17 protein-coding genes are annotated in these 19478 nt (G+C 73.5%); 12 read left to right on the top strand and 5 right to left on the bottom strand.

Translation table 11 applies throughout. The features are described 5' to 3' along the window. Nucleotides 1–5: 5 nt before the first annotated feature. The 4 genes from AB0I67_RS09975 (at nucleotide 6) to AB0I67_RS09960 (ending at nucleotide 4520) form a co-directional block, all read left to right on the top strand. Nucleotides 6–1919, top strand: a complete 1914-nt coding sequence (locus AB0I67_RS09975) for a biotin carboxylase N-terminal domain-containing protein (protein WP_357920554.1) — start codon at nucleotides 6–8, stop codon at nucleotides 1917–1919. Further along, the gene (locus AB0I67_RS09970; protein WP_357920551.1) at nucleotides 1916–2800 is read left to right on the top strand and encodes a hydroxymethylglutaryl-CoA lyase; all 885 of its coding nucleotides are present in this window, start codon (nucleotides 1916–1918) and stop codon (nucleotides 2798–2800) included. The genes AB0I67_RS09975 and AB0I67_RS09970 overlap by 4 nt, the downstream gene beginning before the upstream one ends. A gap of 5 nt (nucleotides 2801–2805) precedes the next feature. Next, nucleotides 2806–3942, top strand: coding sequence for an acyl-CoA dehydrogenase family protein (locus AB0I67_RS09965; RefSeq protein ID WP_357920548.1), 1137 nt, complete (start codon nucleotides 2806–2808; stop codon nucleotides 3940–3942). A gap of 278 nt (nucleotides 3943–4220) precedes the next feature. Further along, a complete protein-coding gene (locus tag AB0I67_RS09960; RefSeq protein WP_357920545.1) occupies nucleotides 4221–4520 on the top strand; it encodes a hypothetical protein in 300 nt (99 codons plus the stop codon). Between the two features lie 6 nt (nucleotides 4521–4526). Here the strand turns inward: AB0I67_RS09960 and AB0I67_RS09955 are convergent, their stop codons facing one another. Continuing rightward, nucleotides 4527–4982: a MarR family transcriptional regulator gene (locus tag AB0I67_RS09955; RefSeq protein ID WP_357920542.1), complete on the bottom strand. Its 456-nt coding sequence runs from the start codon at nucleotides 4980–4982 to the stop codon at nucleotides 4527–4529. 61 nt (nucleotides 4983–5043) lie between these two features. Here AB0I67_RS09955 and AB0I67_RS09950 point away from each other — a divergent pair, with 61 nt between their 5' ends. The 4 genes from AB0I67_RS09950 (at nucleotide 5044) to AB0I67_RS09935 (ending at nucleotide 9644) form a co-directional block, all read left to right on the top strand. Continuing rightward, entirely contained in the window at nucleotides 5044–5412 is a 369-nt protein-coding gene (locus AB0I67_RS09950; RefSeq protein ID WP_357920539.1) for a VOC family protein, read from the top strand. A gap of 61 nt (nucleotides 5413–5473) precedes the next feature. Continuing rightward, nucleotides 5474–6142 (top strand): DNA alkylation repair protein, encoded by a 669-nt coding sequence (locus AB0I67_RS09945; RefSeq protein WP_357920536.1) that lies wholly within the window; start codon nucleotides 5474–5476, stop codon nucleotides 6140–6142. A 55-nt stretch (nucleotides 6143–6197) separates the two neighbouring features. Beyond that, complete coding sequence (locus tag AB0I67_RS09940) at nucleotides 6198–6632, top strand: GNAT family N-acetyltransferase (RefSeq protein ID WP_357920533.1); 435 nt, start codon at nucleotides 6198–6200, stop codon at nucleotides 6630–6632. 69 nt (nucleotides 6633–6701) lie between these two features. After that, complete coding sequence (locus AB0I67_RS09935; RefSeq protein ID WP_357920530.1) at nucleotides 6702–9644, top strand: AAA family ATPase; 2943 nt, start codon at nucleotides 6702–6704, stop codon at nucleotides 9642–9644. 119 nt (nucleotides 9645–9763) lie between these two features. Here AB0I67_RS09935 and AB0I67_RS09930 read toward each other — a convergent pair whose 3' ends face one another. The 4 genes from AB0I67_RS09930 to AB0I67_RS09915 all read right to left on the bottom strand — a co-directional run bounded on the left by AB0I67_RS09930 (nucleotide 9764) and on the right by AB0I67_RS09915 (nucleotide 14891). Beyond that, on the bottom strand, nucleotides 9764–11815 hold the full coding sequence (locus tag AB0I67_RS09930; protein WP_357920527.1) for a hypothetical protein: 2052 nt from the start codon (nucleotides 11813–11815) through the stop codon (nucleotides 9764–9766). A 64-nt stretch (nucleotides 11816–11879) separates the two neighbouring features. Continuing rightward, nucleotides 11880–12854 carry a sugar kinase gene (locus AB0I67_RS09925; protein ID WP_357920524.1) on the bottom strand — a complete coding sequence of 325 codons (975 nt, stop codon included), beginning with the start codon at nucleotides 12852–12854 and terminating at the stop codon, nucleotides 11880–11882. Further along, on the bottom strand, nucleotides 12851–13771 hold the full coding sequence (locus tag AB0I67_RS09920; RefSeq protein ID WP_357920522.1) for a pseudouridine-5'-phosphate glycosidase: 921 nt from the start codon (nucleotides 13769–13771) through the stop codon (nucleotides 12851–12853). The genes AB0I67_RS09925 and AB0I67_RS09920 overlap by 4 nt, the downstream gene beginning before the upstream one ends. Nucleotides 13772–13844: 73 nt before the next feature. Beyond that, the gene (locus AB0I67_RS09915) at nucleotides 13845–14891 is read right to left on the bottom strand and encodes a putative sulfate exporter family transporter (RefSeq protein WP_357920519.1); all 1047 of its coding nucleotides are present in this window, start codon (nucleotides 14889–14891) and stop codon (nucleotides 13845–13847) included. A 70-nt stretch (nucleotides 14892–14961) separates the two neighbouring features. Here AB0I67_RS09915 and AB0I67_RS09910 point away from each other — a divergent pair, with 70 nt between their 5' ends. The 4 genes from AB0I67_RS09910 to AB0I67_RS09895 are packed head-to-tail and all read left to right on the top strand — an operon-like array spanning nucleotide 14962 to nucleotide 19478. Further along, nucleotides 14962–15852 carry a LysR family transcriptional regulator gene (locus AB0I67_RS09910; RefSeq protein ID WP_357920516.1) on the top strand — a complete coding sequence of 297 codons (891 nt, stop codon included), beginning with the start codon at nucleotides 14962–14964 and terminating at the stop codon, nucleotides 15850–15852. Between the two features lie 42 nt (nucleotides 15853–15894). After that, nucleotides 15895–17379: an NAD(P)/FAD-dependent oxidoreductase gene (locus AB0I67_RS09905; RefSeq protein ID WP_357920514.1), complete on the top strand. Its 1485-nt coding sequence runs from the start codon at nucleotides 15895–15897 to the stop codon at nucleotides 17377–17379. A 39-nt stretch (nucleotides 17380–17418) separates the two neighbouring features. Continuing rightward, nucleotides 17419–18111 carry a response regulator transcription factor gene (locus tag AB0I67_RS09900; RefSeq protein WP_357920511.1) on the top strand — a complete coding sequence of 231 codons (693 nt, stop codon included), beginning with the start codon at nucleotides 17419–17421 and terminating at the stop codon, nucleotides 18109–18111. Beyond that, nucleotides 18108–19478, top strand: coding sequence for a HAMP domain-containing sensor histidine kinase (locus AB0I67_RS09895; protein ID WP_357920508.1), 1371 nt, complete (start codon nucleotides 18108–18110; stop codon nucleotides 19476–19478). Before AB0I67_RS09900 ends, AB0I67_RS09895 begins: the two co-directional genes overlap by 4 nt.

The raw sequence follows: 19478 nt of genomic DNA, 5'->3' as shown, positions 1-19478 counted from the left end.
GCACCATGTTCGACACCGTACTGATCGCCAACCGGGGCGAGATCGCCGTCCGGATCCTGCGCACGTTGCGGCGGCTGGGCATCGCCTCGGTCGCCGTGCACGTCGCGGGCGACACCGACCACTGCGCTGAGGCCGACACCGCCCACCAGATCCCGAAATATCTCGACATCGAGGCGATCCTCGCGGTCGCCCGCGCCTCCGGCGCCCAGGCCGTCCACCCCGGCTACGGCTTCCTGGCGGAGAACGCCGAGTTCGCCCGCCGCTGCGCCGAGGAGGGCCTGGTCTTCATCGGCCCGCCGGCCGGCGCGATCGAGGCCATGGGCGACAAGATCCGCGCCAAGCAGACCGTCGCCGCGGCCGGCGTCCCGGTCGTGCCCGGCGCCGCCGAGCCCGGCGACGACCTGGCGGCCTGGACCGAGTTCCCGGCGCTGATCAAGCCGTCGGCGGGCGGCGGCGGCAAGGGCATGGTGCTGGTCCGCTCCGCCGCCGAGCTGCCCGCCGCCCTGGAGTCGGCTCGCCGTACGGCTGCCGCCGCCTTCGGGGACGGCACGCTGCTCATCGAGCGCTTCGTCGAGCGGCCCCGGCACATCGAGATCCAGGTCATGGCCGACACCCACGGCGACGTCGTGCACCTGGGCGAACGCGAGTGCAGCCTGCAACGCCGGCACCAGAAGATCATCGAAGAGGCGCCGTCGCCGTTCGTCACCCCCGAGATGCGCGCCGAGATGGGCGCCGCCGCCGTCGAGGCGGCCCGGTCGGTCGGCTACGTCGGCGCGGGCACGGTCGAGTTCATCGTGGACGGCACCACCGGGTCCTACCACTTCATGGAGATGAACACCCGGCTCCAGGTCGAGCACCCGGTCACCGAGCTGGTCACCGGGCTCGACCTCGTCGAACTGCAGCTCCGCGCGGCGGCCGGCGAGCGGCTCGGCCTCGACCAGGACCGGATCGCGCTGCGCGGGCACGCGGTCGAGGCCCGGGTCTACGCCGAGGACCCCGCGCGCGGCTTCCTGCCCACCGGCGGGCGCGTGCTGCTGCTGCGCGAGCCCGGCGGCGACGTGCGGGTCGACTCCGGCCTGCGCGAAGGCGGGCACGTCGGCAGCTCCTTCGACCCGATGCTCTCCAAGGTCATCGTCTGGGCCGAGGACCGCGAAGCGGCCCTGCGCGCGCTCGACCGGGCCCTCGGCGAGACGGTGATCCTCGGGCTGACCACCAACATCCCCTTCCTGCGGGCGCTCACCCGCCACCCCGACGTGCGGGCCGGGCGGCTGGACACCGGCCTGGTCGAGCGGGCCCTGCCCGAGCTCACCGGGCCCGGCGAGCACGACCCGGCCGTACTGGCCGCCGCCGGGCTCGCCTTCCAGGCCGCGCTGCCGCGAGGCGGCGACCCATGGGAGATCAACGACGGCTGGCGGATGGGCGAGCGCGCCTGGACCGCCTGGAAGCTGGAGTCGCGCGACGGCGTGCACACCGTGCGGGTGCGCGAGGGCGAGGTCTGGGCCGACGGGGCCGACGCGGTGGAGGGTACGGCCGGCCGTACCGGATCGGTGTTGTCGGTCACCCTGGACGGCCGGACGCGCACCTACGCCCTCGCCCAGGACGGCGAGACGCTGTGGCTCGGCCGCGACGGGGCGGCCTGGCCGTACACGCGGCACCGCATCGGCGACCCGGGCGACCGGCCCGGCGCCGGAGGCGGCGGCGACGGCGTGGTCAGGAGCCCCATGCCCGGCACGGTCCTGCTGGTCAAGGCCCAGCCCGGCGACCAGGTGGAACAGGGCCAGGCGCTGGTCGTGGTGGAGGCCATGAAGATGGAGCACACCGTCACCGCGCCCGCCGCCGGCGTGGTGCGCGAACTGCCGGTCAAACCCGGCCAGGCGGTCGACATGGACGCGGTGCTCGCCGTGGTGGAGGCGTCATGACCGGCGACGTGACCATCTACGAGGTCGGGCCGCGCGACGGGCTGCAGAACGAGAAGGCCGTCGTCCCGGTCGAGGTCAAGGCCGAGTTCCTGGCCCGGCTGGCCGACGCGGGACACCAGGTGATCGAGGCGACCAGCTTCGTGCACCCCAAGTGGGTGCCCCAGCTCGCCGACGCCGAGGACCTGCTCACCCGGATGGAGCGACGCCCCGGCGTCCGCTATCCCGTGCTCGTCCCGAACGAGCGCGGCCTCGACCGCGCCCTGGCGCACGGCGTCACCGAGATCGCCGTCTTCGCCAGCGCGACCGAGACCTTCGCCCAGCGCAACCTCAACCGCAGCCTGGACAGCCAGTTCGAGATGTTCGAGCCGGTCGTCGCCCGCGCCCTGGCCAACGGCCTGCGCGTCCGCGCCTACGTCTCGATGATCTTCGCCGACCCGTGGGAGGGCGCCACCCCGGTCAGCCAGGTCGTCCGCGTCGGCGAACGCCTGCTCGACCTGGGCTGCTACCAGCTCTCCCTCGGCGACACCATCGGCGTCGGCACCCCCGGCCAGGTCACCGAGCTCATCACCGCCTTCGGCGACCCCGGCCGGCTCGCCGTGCACTTCCACGACACCTACGGGCAGGCCCTCGCCAACACCCTGGCCGCCCTGCAGGCCGGCGTCACCACCGTGGACGCCTCCACCGGCGGCATCGGCGGCTGCCCCTACGCCGAGTCGGCCACCGGCAACCTCGCCACCGAGGACCTGGTGTGGATGCTCCACGGCATGGGCGTCTCCACCGGCCTCGACCTCGACACGCTCATCGCCACCAGCACCTGGCTCGCGGGACTCCTCGGCCGACCCAGCCCCTCCCGCGTCGTCCAAGCTCTCTCCGGAAGGTGACACCCATGCTCAACGACGAGTACGAAGAGCTTCGCAAGACCGTCGAGGCCTTCTCCCGCGAGGTGGTCGCCCCCGTCATCGGCGACTACTACGAGCGCGAGGAGTTCCCCTACGACATCGTCCGCCAGATGGGCGCCATGGGGCTGTTCGGCCTGCCCATCCCCGAGGAGCACGGCGGCATGGGCGGCGATTACTTCGCCCTCTGCCTGGCCCTGGAGGAACTCGCCCGGGTCGACTCCAGCGTCTCCATCACCCTGGAGGCCGCCGTCTCGCTGGGCGCGATGCCCATCTACCGTTTCGGTACGGCGGAGCAGCGCGCCGAATGGCTGCCGCGCCTGGCCTCCGGCGAGATGCTCGGCGCCTTCGGCCTCACCGAGCCCGGCGGCGGCACCGACGTGCCCGGCGGCATGCGCACCACCGCCGTGCTCGACGGCGGCGAATGGGTGATCAACGGGACCAAGGCCTTCATCACCAACTCCGGCACCGACATCACCGGCGTCGTCGGCGTGGCCGCCCTCACCGGCGAGCGCGAGATCTCCACCATCCTCGTGCCCAGCGGGACGCCCGGGTTCACGGTGTCGAAGAAGTACTCCAAGGTCGGCTGGAACGCCTCCGACACCCGGGAGCTGTCCTTCTCCGACGTCCGCGTGCCCGCCGCCAACCTGCTGGGCGAGCGTGGCCGTGGCTACGCGCAGTTCCTCCAGACCCTCGACGAGGGCCGGGTCGCCATCGCCGCCCTCAGCGTGGGGCTGGCGCAGGGGTGCGTGGACGAGTGCGTCAAGTACGTCCGCGAGCGGCATGCCTTCGGGCACCCGATCGGGCACTACCAGGCCATGCAGTTCAAGATCGCCGACATGGAGGCGCGGGCGCACACCGCCCGCCTGGGTTACTACCACGCCGCCGAGCTCCTCCTGGCCGGGCGGCCTTTCAAGAAGGAAGCGGCCATCGCCAAGCTGGTCGCGTCCAACGCGGCGATGGACAACGCGCGGGACGCTACGCAGATCTTCGGCGGGTACGGGTTCATGAACGAGTTCCCGGTGGGGCGGTTCTACCGGGACGCCAAGATCTTGGAGATCGGTGAGGGGACGAGCGAGGTGCAGCGCATGCTCATCGCCCGCCAACTCGGCCTCGGCGACCTCTGACCCCTTGACCCTCGCCCCTTCGCCCTTCCTTCGGGCTCGGGCAGCGCCTGGCGGGGGGCCGCCTCCGGCGTCCCCCCACACCCCCTTTACGAGGGGCCTCCCGGCCCCCACACCCCCTTTACGAGGGGCCTCCCGGCCCCTCACGCTCCCGGGTGTTGGGCGGAGCTCCTGGGCGGGTGTTGAGCGGGCCGTTGGCGGCCTGGACCCGGATGTGAGATCGCCGTCCGCCCAGATTGCCGGCACGCTGTCGGCTTCCCGTTCGACCGGAGGACTGAGCCGTGCCTGATCGGCCGGAGATTGTCTGCATCTGCGGCTCCACCCGGTTCGTGGACGAGATGCGGGCGGCGAATCGTGAGCTGACCCTCGCCGGGGTCATCGTCCTGGCGCCCGGCGAGGCGGGCGAGGTGGTCACCGGCGAGCAGAAGGCCGTGCTGGACGCCCTCCACCTGCGCAAGATCGACCTGGCTGACCGGGTTCTGGTCGTCAACCCCGGTGGGTACATCGGCGAGTCCACCAGCAAAGAGATCGCCTATGCCCGCGCCACCGGCAAGCCGGTCTCGTTCACCGATCCCGTCTGAAGGGGTCTAGGCGTCGTCGCCGGCGCGCAGGGAGTGGATCATGCTCTGCAGGAGGCGGAAGGCGCTCGAGCGTTCGGCTTCGGTCAGGCCGGCCAGCATTCTGTCCTCGACCGAGCGGACTGCCACCGAGGCCTGCTCCAGGCTTTGCCGGCCCAGAGAGGTGAGCTGGGTGGGGAGGGCCTTTCCGACGGGGGGCTCTGCGGCGCGGGTGACGTAGCCCTCGCGTTCCAGGGCTTGGAGCAGCACGTTCATGGACTGGCGGGTGACGAAGGCGCCTCGGGCGAGCTCGGAGTTGGACAGGCCCGGTCGCTGAGCCAGCAGTTCGAGGCAGGAGTAGCGCGTCACGCTCAGGCCGAGGGGGCGCAGGACGTCCTCCATGGCGGTGCGCAGGGCGCTCGAGGCCTCTTTGAGCAGGTAGCCGAGGGACGTCTCAAGGTCGATGCCGCCGTCGCGTTGACTCATGTCAACATTCTGACATAGGTTGGGTTGTGTCAGGAAGCTGACACGAACCCAAGGAGTAGCCATGCCTGTCACCGGTCCCGACTTCATCTCGCTGCAAGTGCGTGATCTCGACGCTTCGCAGGCGTTCTACGAGGAGTACCTGGGTCTTGTGCGGTCGCCGGCCGGGCCGCCGCATGCTGTCGTCTTCGAGACGAAGCCGATCGCGTTCGCGCTGCGGGACGTCGTTCCCGGCACCGATCTCGCGGCCGTCGACCAGCCGGGGATCGGGGCCGCGATCTGGCTGCATGCCACGGACGTGCAGGCCATTCACGACGCGCTGGTCGACGGTGGGCACACCGTCGTCTCGGCGCCTGTCGACGGGCCGTTCGGGCGGACCTTCACGTTCGCCGACCCGGACGGCTACCGGATCACCCTGCACGACCGCGGCTGATCGGGCCTCGGGCGGAGCGGGCGGGGGACCGTACGCTGGGGGCTGAGGACAGGAGGGTGCGGTGGCTGAGACCGCGGTGGGTGAGGTGCTGGCCGAGCTGGCGGCGCTGGAGGACCCCAGGGCACGCGAGGTGAACGAGCGGCACGGGGACGACCACGGGGTGAACCTGGGCAAGCTGCGGGCGCTCGCCAAGCGGCTGAAGACGCAGCAGGAGCTGGCGGTGGAGCTCTGGAGGACGGGCGACACCGCGGCTCGGCTGCTGGCGTTGCTGATCTGCCGGCCGAAGGCGTTCGGTCGCGAGGAACTGGACGCGATGCTGCGTGAGGCGCGGACGCCGAAGGTCCACGACTGGCTCGTCAACTATGTGGTGAAGAAGGGGCCGCACGCCGAGGAGCTGCGGGTGGCGTGGCTGGGGGACCCGGATCCGGTGGTGGCCAGTGCCGGGTGGGCGCTGACGAGCGAGCGGGTGGCGAAGCGGCCCGAAGGGCTCGACCTGGCCGAGCTGCTGGACGTCATCGAGGCGGAGATGAAGGGGGCGCCGGATCGGCTGCAGTGGGCGATGAACGCCTGCCTGGCGCAGATCGGGATCGACCACGCCGGGCATCGGGCCCGGGCCTTGGAGATCGGGGAGCGGTTGGAGGTGCTCAAGGATTATCCGACCCCGCCGGGATGCACCTCGCCGTACGCGCCGGTGTGGATCGGGGAGATGGTGCGCAGGCAGGAGGCGTAAGCGGCCGGGCGCTCGGGGACGCGGCGGCGGGGGTGGTGATCTAGGGTGGACGGTTATGGCCTCCGAGGATCTGACCGTCAGAAGGGCCGCCGCCGGGGACGCGGCGGAGATCTTCGCGCTGGCGCGGGAGTTCGGGCTGACCTTCCGGCCTGAGCAGGAGGCGTTCGACGCGGCGTTGCCGCAGATCCTGGCCAACCCGGACGCGCTGCTGCTGGCGGCGGTGGCCGAGGGGCGGGTGCAGGGGTACCTGCTGGGGTTCGTGCACCTCACGCTGTTCGCCAACGGGCCGGTGGCCTGGGTGGAGGAGGCGATGGTGCAGACGGGGGCGCGGCGGCAGGGGATCGGGCGGGCGCTGCTGGTGGAGTTCGAGGCCTGGGCGCGCTCGCGGGAGGCCGGATACGTGGCGATGGCGACGCGGCGGGCACCAGAGTTCTACAAAGCACTCGGATACGAACAAGCCGCAACTTTCTACCGCAAAGTACTCAGGTGACGTTCTGTCGGCGGGGCCTGGCATCCTGGGGGGCGTGAAGGAGCAAGTCAACGCCGTCGTGGGGTCAGCGTGAGCGTCCACACCGTCAGCCCGCTGTTCGTCGGGCGCGTCAAGGAGCTGTCCGCGCTGGAGCGGGCGCTCGACGGGGCGCGTGCCGGGTCGTCGTCGATCGTGCTGGTCGGGGGCGAGGCCGGGGTGGGCAAGACCCGGCTGATCAAGGAGTTCACCGCGCGGGCCGACGGGTTTCGGGTGCTCGTCGGCGGCTGCCTGGAGCTGGGCACGGAAGGCCTGCCGTACGCACCCTTCACCGCGGTACTGCGCGCGCTCGTGCGCGAGCTGGGGCGTGAGGCGGTGACCGCGCTGGTCACCGGCGGTACGCAGGGGCTGGCCCGGCTGCTGCCGGAGTTCGGGGAGCCGGGCAGCGACGGGGCCGAGGCGCGGGCGCGGCTGTTCGAGCAGGTGCTCGGGCTGCTCGAACGGCTGGCCGAGGAGGCGCCGCTGGCCCTGGTGGTGGAGGACGCGCACTGGGCCGACCGCTCGACCCGCGACCTGCTCTCGTTCCTGGTGCGGTACCTGCGGCCCGACACGCGGCTGGTCATCGTGGTGACCTACCGCTCCGACGAACTGCACCGCACCCACCCGCTGCGGCCGTTGCTGGCCGAGCTCGGGCGGGTGGCGTGGGTGTCGCGGCTGGAGCTGCGCCGGCTGACCCGGCGCGAGGTGGTGGAGCAGGCGGTCGGCATCCTGGAGCGCAAGCCGTCCAAGGCCGCGATCGACCTGATCTACTCGCGCAGCGAGGGCAACCCGCTGTTCGTGGAGGCCCTGCTCAACGAGGCGAGCGGCGGCGAGGCTCTGCCGGAGTCGCTGCGCGACCTGCTGCTGGCCAGCGTGCAACGGCTGCCGGACGAGACGCAGGAGCTGCTGCGGGTGGCCAGCGCGGGCGGCGCGCGGATCGAGCACGACCTGCTCGCCGTCGTCGCCGGGCTCGACGACGCGGCCTTCTCGGCCGCGCTGCGCCCGGCCGTCGCGGGCAACGTGCTGGTCGTCGACGGGGAGGGGTACGCCTTCCGGCACGCGCTCATCCGTGAGGCGCTGCACGAGGACCTGCTGCCCGGCGAGCGGACCCGCCTGCACACTCGGTTCGCCGAGGCGCTCGACCGCGACCTGTCGATCCTGCCCGCCCCGCGCGGCGCGATCGAGCTCGCCCACCACTGGCACGCCGCGCACGACACGACCTGGGCGCTGATCAGCGCCTGGCACGCCGCCGCGGCGGCCCGCGCGTCCGCCGCCTACGACGAGCAGCTCGGCATGCTCTCGCGCGTGCTGGAACTGTGGGACCAGGTGCCGGACGCCGCAGAACGCATCGGCGCCGACCACATCGACGTGCTGCGCGACGCCGTGGTCGTGTCGCGGCTGACAGGGGAGTCCGAGCGCGGCATCGCGCTGGCCACCGCCGCGCTGGCCGAGAACCCCGAGCCCGAGCGGGCCTCGCGGTTGCTGACCTACCGCGGGCTGATGCGCGACGAGCTGGGCCGGGCCGGCGCGCGCGACGACCTGCGGGCGGGCGCCGCGCTGGTCCCCGCCGGGCGGCCGAGCCGGCTGCGGGCCCGGGCCCTGCACAGCCTGGCCGCCACGCTCAACACCCCCGACGTGCGGCAGGAGAAGCTCGCCGTCACGCGGGAGGCGATCGAGATCGCCCACCAGGTGGGCGACCGGGTCACCGAGGCGAACGCGCTGGTCACGCTCACCTGGACCGAGACCCGCTACGCCGACGTCGACGCGCACCTCGACGGGTTCCACCGGGCCAGCCGGCTGGCCCGGGAGGCGGGGGCGGAGTATGCGGTGATGCGCAGTTTCATCTCCGAGTCCGACGTGCTCGAAGGCGCCGGGCGGCACGACGACGCCGCGCGGGTCGCCCGCCAGGGCGTCGCCGACGCCGAGGCGCACGGGCTCGCCCGGGCGTCGGGCACCTTCCTGGCGATCAACCTGGCCGAGCCGCTCGTCTCGCTCGGGCGCTGGGACGAGGCGCTGGAGGTGATCGAGCACGCGCTCGACCTCGCCCCGCCCGCGCCCACCCAGGCCAGCCTGCAAGGGTGGATCACCGACATCGCGCTCGCGCGAGGCGACCTGGCTCGGGCGGAGTCGCACTTCCTGGCCGCTCGGAGGGTGTTCTCGCGGGGGAGCTTCCGGGATCAGACGGTGTTGCCGCACGCGCGGCGGGAGTTCGCGCTGGCGGCGGCTCGGGGGGAGCTGGACGTGGCGCTGGCGGTGGCGTCCCGGGCGGTGCGGGAGCTCGATCCGGAGGACAGCCCCCGGTATGCGTGGCCGATGCTGGTGGAGTTCGGGTGGCTGCCTGAGGCTTTGCCGGAGGAGGTACTGGCGCTGGGGCGGCGGTTGTCGGTGGACGGGGCCTCGCAGGAGGCGCAACGGCTCACCTTCTTCGCCCAGACGGGGCTGACCGCGGTGGACGGCGCCGCGTTTCCGGAGGGGCGGGTGGCGGTCTGGGGGGCGGCTGCGGCTGCTTGGCGGGGGCTCGGCGTGCCGTACGGCGAGGCGCGGGCGTTGCTCGGTGGGGTGAAGGCCGCCCTGGCCGCTCGTTCTGGTGGGTCCGGGGCCGGGCGGGTGGAGTCGGCGGAGGCGGCCAAGGAGCTGGGGGAGCAGCTTGAGGCGGCCCGGGGGCTGGCCGTTCGGCTGGGAGCCAAGCCGTTGGTGAGCGAGATCGACGCGGTGGCTCGGAAGGCTCGCCTGGCCGTGGGTGGCGGGGCTTCGGCCGGCCAGGAGCTTCGAGGGGAGCAGGATCAGCGGGCTGGGCTGACGGCTCGGGAGCTGGAGGTGCTGCAGCTTCTCACCGAGGGGAGCAGTAACCGGGAGATCGGGGCGCGGCTGTTCATCTCGGTCAAGACGGTGAGCGTGCATGTCTCGAACATCCTGGCCAAGCTGGGGGTGGCGTCCCGCGGGGAGGCGGCGGCGACCGCGCACAAGCTCGGGTTGTTCGAGGAGACCGCTGGGTGAGGGGCCGCCCGGTGCAGCCCCGGCGAGCTCGCCGGGGCGTGGGCAGGCGGGCCTACGGGGAGACGCGATCCGTAGGTGGTCAGCCGGTTGGTGGGGAGGTCAGCCGGTTGGTAGGGAGGTCAGCCGGTTAGCTGGGCCTCCAGGCGGTAGCCGTCGACCGTGACGTAGACCTGGTCGCCGGGGCGGGCGTTGAGTTTCATGAGCACCGGCTGGAGGGAGTCGAAGACCGGCTGGCGGTCGCCCGGCCAGACGAGGACGACGGCGTTGTTGCCCGGGCCGGTGACCGACAGCAGGGTCCCGGGACGCATGCCGAGCTGGGCCGCGTACCCCTCGGGGACGGTGACGGGGCCGCCGCGCAGGTGCTCGGGGGTGACGTCGATGCGCTGCCAGCGGCGCGGGTCGGAGGTCGGGCTGGAGGGCGGCGCCATGGAGGGCCCTCCGGGTCCCGCCATACCGGCCAGGCCCGCGGCGACCCGGTCGGAGACGCCGGACAGGCCGCCGAAGCCGCCGTTGAGGCCGGGCATGGGGGAACGGTCGGGCACGCCACCGGGGTGACCGAGCGGCAGGCCGCCCGGGTTGCGCTCGGGCAGGCCGCCGGGGTGGGCGCCGGAGGTGCGCTGCGGGAGACCGTTCGCGCCGCTCGGGACGTGCTCGGGCGAACCGCCCGGGACCCGCTCGGGCAGGCCACCCGGGTTGCGCTCGGGCAGGCCGCCGGGGCCGCCGAAGGCACCGGCGGGACGGCCGCCGGACAGGGCCGAGAGGGTGGCCAGCGCGGCGCTGGGGTCGATGCCGGGCGCCTGCGGGATGGGCTGGCCGCCGCGGTGGTGGTGGCCGTTGGCCCCGGGCGTACGGCGGGGCAGGCTCTGGGGCGCCTCGGGCCCGGCGGCGAACTCGGCGTCGCTGTCCTGCGGCAACGCCTCCAGCCAGGCCGTGGCGGAGTGCAGCCGGATCCCGAGCTCGCCCAGGAGCTCGGCGGGGTCGGCGTCACGCGGGGCGGCGGCCAGCAGGCGGCGGGTGCGCTGCTGGAGCCCGCGCAGGTCGCCGACGACGAGCCAGCCGTCCTGGAAGCGGCGGTCGGGCATGAGGGTGACCAGCACCCGCCACAGCGGGGTACGCAGGGAAGGCACGATCACCGGGTGCTCGGGGTCGGCGCCGATGAGCTGCTCCTCGGTGGCGGCGGCGCCGAGCCATTCGGTGAGGCGGAACATGTGCCCGGTGACCGGGGCGGACTCCGAGGAGCGCAGCCACAGCAGGACGCGTTCCTCGGCGGTGCGCTGGGCCAGGGAGAGGGAGTCGCGGTCGACGAGGGTGCGGTGGGCCAGCTCGCGCAGGCTGACCGGGTCCTCGGCGAAGAGGCGGTGGACGGCGACGGCCAGTTCGAGGCGGTCGAAGGACTGGAAGAGGCCGTCGACGACGCGGGTCATGACGTGTTCGGGCTTGAGGGCGGGCGGGGCCGACGGGTCGGCGGGCTCGCCGGCCTCATCCTGCGAACCAGCGGAAGCGGCGGGGTCGGCCGAGCCGGCGGCGACCGGACCGCCGGGAGCGCCTGCCGGGGCGGGCGCTCCGAACGGCGTGGGCGGCGCCTCGGCGGGAGCGGCGGTTCCGAAGGCGGCGGGCGTGAAGGCCGAGGACGCCGCGGAGGCGGGGCGGGAGGCAGCGGAACCGGGATCGGCCAGGCGGGGGCCGGCGGAGGCCGCGTCGGCGAGGCGGCCGGCGGAGTCGCCGAGGCGAGAGCCGGCGGCGGCCGGTTGCCGGGAGGTGGTGTCGAGACGGTTGAGCACCTCGCGGAAGAGCGCCCCGATGACCGGCTCGGCCGTGCCCGCCAGGTCACCCGCGCTGAGCCGTTTGAGCCGGTTCCAGCCCCCCATGCCGGTGATCGCCGACCGGACGGGCTCGGCCCACCCGGTCAGCCCGGGGTCGACGTGATGCACCTGCAGCGCCGGGAAGACGTCGGCGAGCGGCAGGTGGTCCCAGCGCTGGGCGGCGAGCCGCGCCAGGCGCTCGCCCATCCAGTCCACGCCGGTGGCGGCCAGCGCGCGCGTCAGGGACAGGGTGCTCCACCAGCCGGCCGGAAGCCGCGGGTCGGTGAGAGCCTCGGCCACCTGCTGAGGTCGGCTCCAGCGCAAGGCCGGAACCAGGTCGCTCAGGTAGATCGATGACTCAACGTCCATTGGTGGACCGTACCCTCCCCAATGTTGCGCATGTGGCTACTGGTGCAACTTATGACGCAAGCTATCAATCGGCGTGAATAGGGTAAAGGTGCTTGGTGGCCAAACCGTACCGTGGCCGGCCGCCCACAAGGGCGACGCACTCGGCTCCGGCCTTGATCCCCTGCTCCAGAGCCTGGGGCTCGTCGGCCCCCTGCAACTTCGCTGTGAGATATCCGGCCGCGAAGGCGTCGCCCGCCCCGGTGGAGTCCACGACCGCGCCTGCCGTACCCGAAGCCGCGGCCACGGCGCGCAGTTCGCCGTCGACGGCCACGAGCGCGCCGTCGCCGCCGAGCTTGACCACCGCCGTGCCGTAGCGGCGGCTGAGCGCGAGCGCGGCACGTTCGGGGTCGGACTCGCCGGTGAGCAGGAGCGCCTCGTCCCGGTTCGGGATGATCAGCCGCGCGGCGGCGGTCTCGGCCAGGAAGCGGTCGAGGCCGAAGGCCCGCAGCGGCCCGGTCGAGGCCGGGTCGACGCTGATCGTCACGTCGCGCGAGACCGCCTCCGCCACGGCCAGCCGTACCAGATCGAGGCCGCTCGGGGTGAAGAACGTGTACGCGGACAGGTGCAGCCGCGCGACGCCGTCGAGGGCGTCGGCCCGCCAGTCGGCGGGGGAGATGCGCCCGCCCGCGCCCCGGTTGGTGAGCATGGAGCGCTCGCCGCTCGGGTCGACCATGGCGATGACGACGGCGGTGGGGTAGTCGGGGTCGGTCAGGACCAGCGGCGTGACGCCGACCTTGGTCAGCTCGCTGAGGTGCCAGTCGGCGCTGTCGTACCCGGCCCGGCCCAGCAGGCGCGCGTCGGCGCCCAGGTACGCGGCCCAGGCGGCGGTGTTGGCGCCCGAGCCGCCCGGCCGGAGCGCGATGTCGGCGTCGGTGTCGGTGCCGGAGGCGACCGGGGTGCCGTGAATGGCGACGACGTCGGTGACGATGTCGCCGATCACCAGCAGTCCCGCGGCGCCGCCCGGGCCGGTCCGGCCCGGGAGAGCGGTCGGCTGGCTCACGGCCGGGCCCAGGCCGTCGCGATCTGCGCGGCGAGCGCGGTGTTGCCGCGGACGGCGGCCAGGTTGGCCTCCAGGGAGGCGCCGGCGGTGCCGTTGACCAGGTAGCCGAGCAGGAACGGGGTGATGGCCTGGCCGGTCACGCCGTCGCGCTCGGCGGCGGACAGCGCCTCGGACAGCACGCGGTCGTGCAGTTCGGGGTCGAGCTGCTGGTCGACCGGGACCGGGTTGGCGACCACGAGCGCGGTCTCCGGGCCGCCGAGGGCGTCCTGGCCGCGCATGATGTCGGCCGCCTCCGCGGCGGTCTCGATGCGCCAGTCCACCGGGTAGCCGGAGGAGTGCAGGTAGAAGCCGGGGAAGTCGCCGGTGCGGTAACCGACGACGCTCACGCCGCGGGTCTCCAGACGCTGCAGGGTGGCCGGGACGTCCAGGATCGACTTGACGCCGGCGCAGACCACGGTGAGCCGGGTGCGGGCGAGGGTGTCGAGGTCGGCGGACTCGTCCTGGTCGTCGGTCCAGCCGCGGTGCACGCCGCCCAGGCCGCCGGTGGCGAAGATCCGGATGCCGGCCCGCGCGGCCAGGAACGAGGTGGCCGAGACGGTGGTCGCGCCGCTGGCCTTGAGCGCGGCGGCGACCGGCAGGTCACGCTGGCCGAGCTTGCGCAGGCCGTCCTCCATGGCGATGCGCTCCAGCTCGACCTCGTTCAGGCCGATGCGGGGCACGCCGTCCAGGACGGCGATCGTCGCGGGTACGGCTCCCGCCGCCCGCACGACCTCCTCCAGCTCCCGGGCCACTTCGAGGTTGCGGGGCCTCGGCAGGCCGTGCGAGATGATCGTGGACTCCAGGGCCACGATCGGCCGGCCGGCCTCCAGGGCGGCGGCGACCTCGTCGGAAGGGCGAAGGATGGGGCTCTGCGTCACGTTTGTCTCGTTTCTCACTCTGCTGGAACGGCCATTTTGCTGCGGTTTGTTCCGCGTGGATCCTATGGCCGGTTCAGCCGAGGAGAAGCACACCGAGCAGGCTGACGCCGCTGATCAGCACGGTGGCGACGGCCCCCAGCAGCATCGGCTTGCGCCCGCCGCGCAGCAACGCCTTGACGTCGATGCCCGCGCCGAGGCCGAAGAGGGCGGCGGCGAGGAGCGCGTTGGTGACCAGCGGGGTGGCCTCGATCACCGCCGGCGGGACCCAGCCGAGGCTCCGGACGACCATCAGGGCCAGGAAGCCGCCGACGAACAGCGGGACGATCGGCGGCTTGGCCGTCCCGGCGGCCGGCTCAGGGTCGGCGGCGGCCCGCAGCCGGAAGGCGGTCATCGCGACCATCGGGGCCAGCAGGACCACCCGGGCCAGCTTCACGATCACCGCCACCGCGAGCACCGAGGCGCCCGCCGCCGCGCCGATCGCGGCCACCTGGGCCACCTCGTGCACCGACGCCCCGGTCCAGAGGCCGAGCTGCCGGTCGGACAGGCCCAGCCAGGAGGCGGCCAGCGGCAGGGCGACGATGGCCAGGCTGCCGTACAGGACCACCGCGCTGAGCGCACTCGCGGCGTCGGCCTGCTCCTCGCCCGCCTCGGCGGAGCGCTCGTCGGCGGAACGCTCGCCGAGGGTGGCGTGCATCGCGGCGATGGCCGCAGCGCCGCAGATGGAGACGCCGGTGGCCAGCAGCAGGGCGGTGCCCGGGTGCACGCCGAGCCGGCGGCCGATGATCGGGGTCAGCACGAAGGTGACCCCGGTCGCGACGACCACGACGGCGAGCGTCTGCGGGCCGAGCGCGAGCACCTCGGGCAGCGCGATCTGCAGGCCGAGCAGGACGATCGCGGTCCGCAGCACCCGCTTGGACACGAACCGCAGCCCCGGCCGCAACCGCTCGCCGAGCAGCCCGAGGTTGCCCAGGACGGCTCCGCCGATCACCGCGAAGACCGCGGGGCTGACCGCGGGCACCGCCCGGTTGGCCAGGACCGCCAGGACGACGGCGACTCCGGCCACCGCGATGCCGGGCAGGTTGACCCGCGGCCAGGACGACCCGACCGGAATTGACACCATAAGAAGAGCTTTGTCGCAGCTCAGGCCCCCCGGTACCCCGATCTTGCCTGGGAGGTCATAGCCTGAGGCTATGACTGGATGGCCCGACCTCGACTCGCTGAAGCTCCTGGTCGACGTCGGGGAACTCGGCAGCGTCGGCCAAGCGGCCCGCGCCGCCGGCGTCGCCCAGCCCTCGGCGAGCAAGCGCCTGGCCCAGCTCGAACGCCGCCTCGGCCTGCCCCTGCTGGAGCGCACCCCGCGCGGCTCCACCCTCACCGCAGAGGGCCGCATGGTCGCCGGCTGGGCGGTCGCCGTCCTGGACGCCGCCCGCGAGCTCATGCGCAGCGCCGACGCGGTACGGCGGGGCGAGGCGGCCCACCTGCGGGTGGCCGCCAGCATGACGGTCGCCGAGTACCTCGTCCCCCGCTGGCTCGGCGAGTTCCAGGAACGCGAGCCCGAAGCCCAGGCCGGGCTGGACGTGCTCAACTCCGCCGAGGTCATCGCCCGGGTGGTGGCCGGGGAGGTCGAACTGGGCTTCGTGGAGGGGCCGAGCGTGCCCGAGGCGCTGGACAGCCGGGTGGTGGGGACCGACCGGCTGGTCGTCGTGGTCGCCCCGGGCCATCCGTGGACGCGCCGCCGTACCGCGCTGCGCGGGGTGGAACTCGCGGCCACGCCGCTGGTCGTGCGGGAGCAGGGCTCGGGCACGCGGGAGACGCTCGACCGGGCCATCGGCGACCTGCACCAGGCCGCGCCCCGGCTGGAGCTGGGCTCGAACTCGGCGGTCAAGGGCGCGGCCCAGGCCGGGGCGGCGCCCGCGGTGCTGAGCGCCTACGCGGTGGAGGCCGAGCTGGCCACCGGGCGGCTGGTGGAGGTGCCGCTGGCCGGGGTGAACCTCGTGCGCAGCCTGCGCGCGGTCTGGCGGCGGGGACGCGTGCTCGCCGGTCCGGCCGCGGTGCTGCTGGCGATCGCCAGCCGACCTTGACCGGGCTCGCCGAGCCCGGCGACGGAGGTATATCGTCCCGGAATGGCCTATGACGTGGTGGTAGTCGGTGCCGGGCACAACGGGCTGGTGGCGGCGGCGTATCTCGCCAGGGCCGGGCGCCGGGTGCTGGTCCTGGAACGCCTCGACCACGTGGGCGGTCTGGCCATCTCGGCCCAGGCCTTCGACGGCGTGGACGCCCGCCTGTCCAGGTACTCCTACCTGGTCAGCCTGCTGCCGACCAAGGTCGTCACCGACCTCGGCCTGGACATCACGCTGCGCCGCCGCCGCTACGCCTCCTACACGCCGGTCGGGACCGGCGGCCTGCTCGTGGACAACGAGGACGCCGGCCGTACCCGCGACTCCTTCCGCGAGGTCACCGGCGGCGACGCCGACCACGCGGCCTGGACCGCCTTCTACGGCCAGGCCGCCCGCCTGGCCGAGCGGATCGCCCCCACGCTGCTCGAACCGCTGCGCGGCGAGAAGGACTTCAGGGCCCTCGCCGGCTGGGACGAGCTGTTCGAGCGCCCCATCGGTCGCATCGTCCGCGAGCGCTTCACCGACGACACCGTGCGCGGCGTCGTGCTGACCGACGCGCTGATCGGCACCTTCGCCGACCCCGACGAGGACCTGCTGGCCAACCGCTGCTTCCTCTACCACGTGATCGGCGACGGCACCGGCGAGTGGAACGTGCCGGTCGGCGGCATGGGCGCGGTCTCCGGGGCGCTGGAACGAGCCGCCCGCCAGGCCGGGGCGGAGATCAGGACCGGCGCCGAAGTGATCGGCGTGGACCCGAACGGCGAGGTGACCTTCCGCGACGCCTCCGGCGCCGAGCACACCGTGACCGGCGGCCGGGTGCTGCTGAACCTGCCCCCGGACGTCCTGGAGCCGGGCGCGGAAGCGCCCGAGGGCGCCCAGCTCAAGGTCAACATGGTGCTGTCGCGGCTGCCCAGGCTCAAGGACGCCTCGGTCGACCCGCGGGCCGCCTTCAGCGGCACCTTCCACATCAACGAGAGCCAGGCCCAGCTCGCCCGCGCGTACGGCGAGGCCGCCGCGGGCACGATCCCCGCCCTGCCCCCGGCCGAGGTGTACTGCCACTCGCTCACCGACCGGTCGATCCTGGGCGTCGAGGGGGAGACCCTGACCCTGTTCGGCCTGCACATGCCCGCCCGCCTGTTCCGCCGGGACCCCGAGCGCGCCCGGGCCGAGGCGCTCGCCGCCACCCTGCGCTCGATCAACTCCGTCCTGGCCGAGCCGATCGAGGACTGCCTGCTGCACACCCCGGACGGCCGCCCCTGCATCGAGGCCAAGTCGCCGGTCGACCTGGAGACCCAGGCCGGGCTGCCGGGCGGCCACATCTTCCACCGCGACCTCGCCTGGCCGTACGCCGAGGACGCCGCCGACGAGGGCCGGTGGGGCGTGGAGACCGAGCACGACCGCATCCTGCGCTGCGGCGCGGCCGCCCGGCGCGGCGGCGGCGTCAGCGGCATCCCGGGACACAACGCCGCGATGAAGGTGCTGCACGGGTAGGTTCATTGCCTTCTCATCTTCACCGCCTACCGTGGGACCATGAGCGCACGTCTGCTGGTGGTCGACGACGAGCCGGCCCTCCGCGAAGCCCTCCAGTCGAGCCTGGAGTTCGAGGGCTACCGGGTCGAGACGGTCAACGACGGCCTGGCGGCGCTCGAAGCCCTGGAGCGCGAGCCGTACGACGCGGTGCTCCTGGACGTGATGATGCCGCGCCTCGACGGGCTCACCGCGTGCCGCCGGCTGCGCTCGGGCGGCAACCACGTGCCGGTCCTCATGCTGACCGCCCGCGACGCGGTCGGCGACCGGGTGTCGGGGCTCGACGCCGGGGCCGACGACTACCTGGTCAAACCGTTCGAGCTGGACGAACTGCTGGCCCGGGTGCGGGCGCTGCTGCGCCGGGGCGCGATCGGCAGCAACGGCGGGCAGGCCCCGCTGCTGGCCTTCGAGGACCTGCGCATGGACCCCGGCACCCGCGAGGTCACCCGCGCCGGGCACCCGCTCGACCTCACCCGCACCGAGTACCTGCTGCTGGAGCTGTTCCTCATGCACCCGCGCCAGGTGCTGACCCGCGAGCAGATCCTGGCGCACGTGTGGGGCTTCGACTTCGAGCCCACCTCCAACTCCCTCGACGTCTACGTCATGTACCTGCGGCGCAAGACCGAGGTCGAGGGGCTGCCCCGGCTCATCCACACCGTCCGGGGCGTCGGCTACGCCCTCAAGGCGCCTCGGTGAGACACGGCAGCCTGCGCTCCCGGCTGACGCTGCTGGTGACGGCAGCGGTCGCCATCGCCATCGCCGCGGTCGCCGCGGTGTCGGGCTGGCTGGTCTACCGGGAGCTCGACGAGGGTCTGGACCGCTCGCTCGGCAACGTGCGGCCCAATCCCGCCGAGGTCAGGACGGTCGGCCGCAACTGCCAGCAGAACCCGAAGCCGCAGCCGGTGGGCGGCCACTGGTTCGGGCCGGTCTGGCAGGTCGTGACCGACACCGGCGAGCGCTGCCTGCCGCACGAGCAGTCGCTGGCGATCAAGGTCGAGCCCGCGGACATCGCGGTGACGAAGCTGCCCGCGGAGGAGGCCCTCGTCCGGGAGGGACAGCTCACCAACGGGAAACGGGTGCGGGTGATGACCACCAGCCTCGGCAACGACGGGGCCCTCATGGCGGCGCTGCCCGAGCACGACATCTACGGGGCCATGGGCACCCTGGTGAAGTCGCTCGTCCTGGTCGCCCTGGTCGGCGTGCTCGGGGCCGCGACCATCGGCCTGCTGATCGCCAACACCGCCCTGCGCCCCGTCCGCCGCCTCACCAAGGCCGTCGAGCACATCGCCCAGACCGAGGACCTCGACACCACCATCCCGGTCAAGGGCGACGACGAGATCGCCCGGCTGAGCCGCTCGTTCAACGCGATGACCGCCGCCCTGGCCGGCTCGCGCGACCGCCAGCGCCAGCTCGTCGCCGACGCCGGACACGAGCTGCGCACCCCGCTGACCTCGCTGCGCACCAACATCGACCTGCTGCTGCGCAGTGAGCAGACCGGCCGCGCGCTGGACCCGGCGGCCAAGGAGCGGCTGCTGGTCAACGTCAAGGCGCAGTTCGCCGAGCTGTCCACGCTGGTGGGCGACCTGCTGATGCTCTCGCGCGGCGAGACCGACCGCGAGCCGCACACCCGCTTCGCCTTCCACGAGGTGGTCGCCGCCGCGATCGAGCGCGCGGAGCTGCGCGGCGCCGAGGTCAGGTCGGACCTGGAGCCGTGGTACGTGCTCGGCAACCCGGCCTCCCTGGAGCGGGCCGTGCTCAACCTGCTGGACAACGCCGCCAAGTTCAGCCCGGGGGAGATCGACGTCCAGCTCGAGGCGGGCGTGCTCACCGTGCGCGACCACGGGCCGGGCATCCCCGACCAGGACATGCCGCACGTCTTCGAGCGGTTCTGGCGCTCGTCCTCCGCGCGCAGCCTGCCCGGGTCCGGGCTGGGACTGGCCATCGTCATGCAGGCGGTCAAGGAGGCGGGCGGCTCCGTCGAACTGGAGAACGCGCCGGACGGCGGCGTTCTCGCGACCATCAGCCTGCCCGGTCTAAGCTCGTCTCAGCCGCCCCATGCCTGA

This window comes from Nonomuraea sp. NPDC050310, assembly GCF_040655795.1.
Classification (GTDB): Bacteria; Actinomycetota; Actinomycetes; order Streptosporangiales; family Streptosporangiaceae; genus Nonomuraea.
Note: the sequence above shows the minus strand (reverse complement) of the source record. Positions and strands in the feature narration are given on the sequence as shown.

Coding starts and splice junctions, on each gene's coding strand:
- AB0I67_RS09975 (WP_357920554.1), top strand. CDS start 6: ATGTTCGACACCGTACTGATCGCCAACCGGGGCGAGATCGCCGTCCGG.
- AB0I67_RS09970 (WP_357920551.1), top strand. CDS start 1,916: ATGACCGGCGACGTGACCATCTACGAGGTCGGGCCGCGCGACGGGCTG.
- AB0I67_RS09965 (WP_357920548.1), top strand. CDS start 2,806: ATGCTCAACGACGAGTACGAAGAGCTTCGCAAGACCGTCGAGGCCTTC.
- AB0I67_RS09955 (WP_357920542.1), bottom strand. CDS start 4,982: ATGAGTCAACGCGACGGCGGCATCGACCTTGAGACGTCCCTCGGCTAC.
- AB0I67_RS09950 (WP_357920539.1), top strand. CDS start 5,044: ATGCCTGTCACCGGTCCCGACTTCATCTCGCTGCAAGTGCGTGATCTC.
- AB0I67_RS09940 (WP_357920533.1), top strand. CDS start 6,198: ATGGCCTCCGAGGATCTGACCGTCAGAAGGGCCGCCGCCGGGGACGCG.
- AB0I67_RS09930 (WP_357920527.1), bottom strand. CDS start 11,815: ATGGACGTTGAGTCATCGATCTACCTGAGCGACCTGGTTCCGGCCTTG.
- AB0I67_RS09915 (WP_357920519.1), bottom strand. CDS start 14,891: ATGGTGTCAATTCCGGTCGGGTCGTCCTGGCCGCGGGTCAACCTGCCC.
- AB0I67_RS09910 (WP_357920516.1), top strand. CDS start 14,962: ATGACTGGATGGCCCGACCTCGACTCGCTGAAGCTCCTGGTCGACGTC.
- AB0I67_RS09905 (WP_357920514.1), top strand. CDS start 15,895: ATGGCCTATGACGTGGTGGTAGTCGGTGCCGGGCACAACGGGCTGGTG.
- AB0I67_RS09900 (WP_357920511.1), top strand. CDS start 17,419: ATGAGCGCACGTCTGCTGGTGGTCGACGACGAGCCGGCCCTCCGCGAA.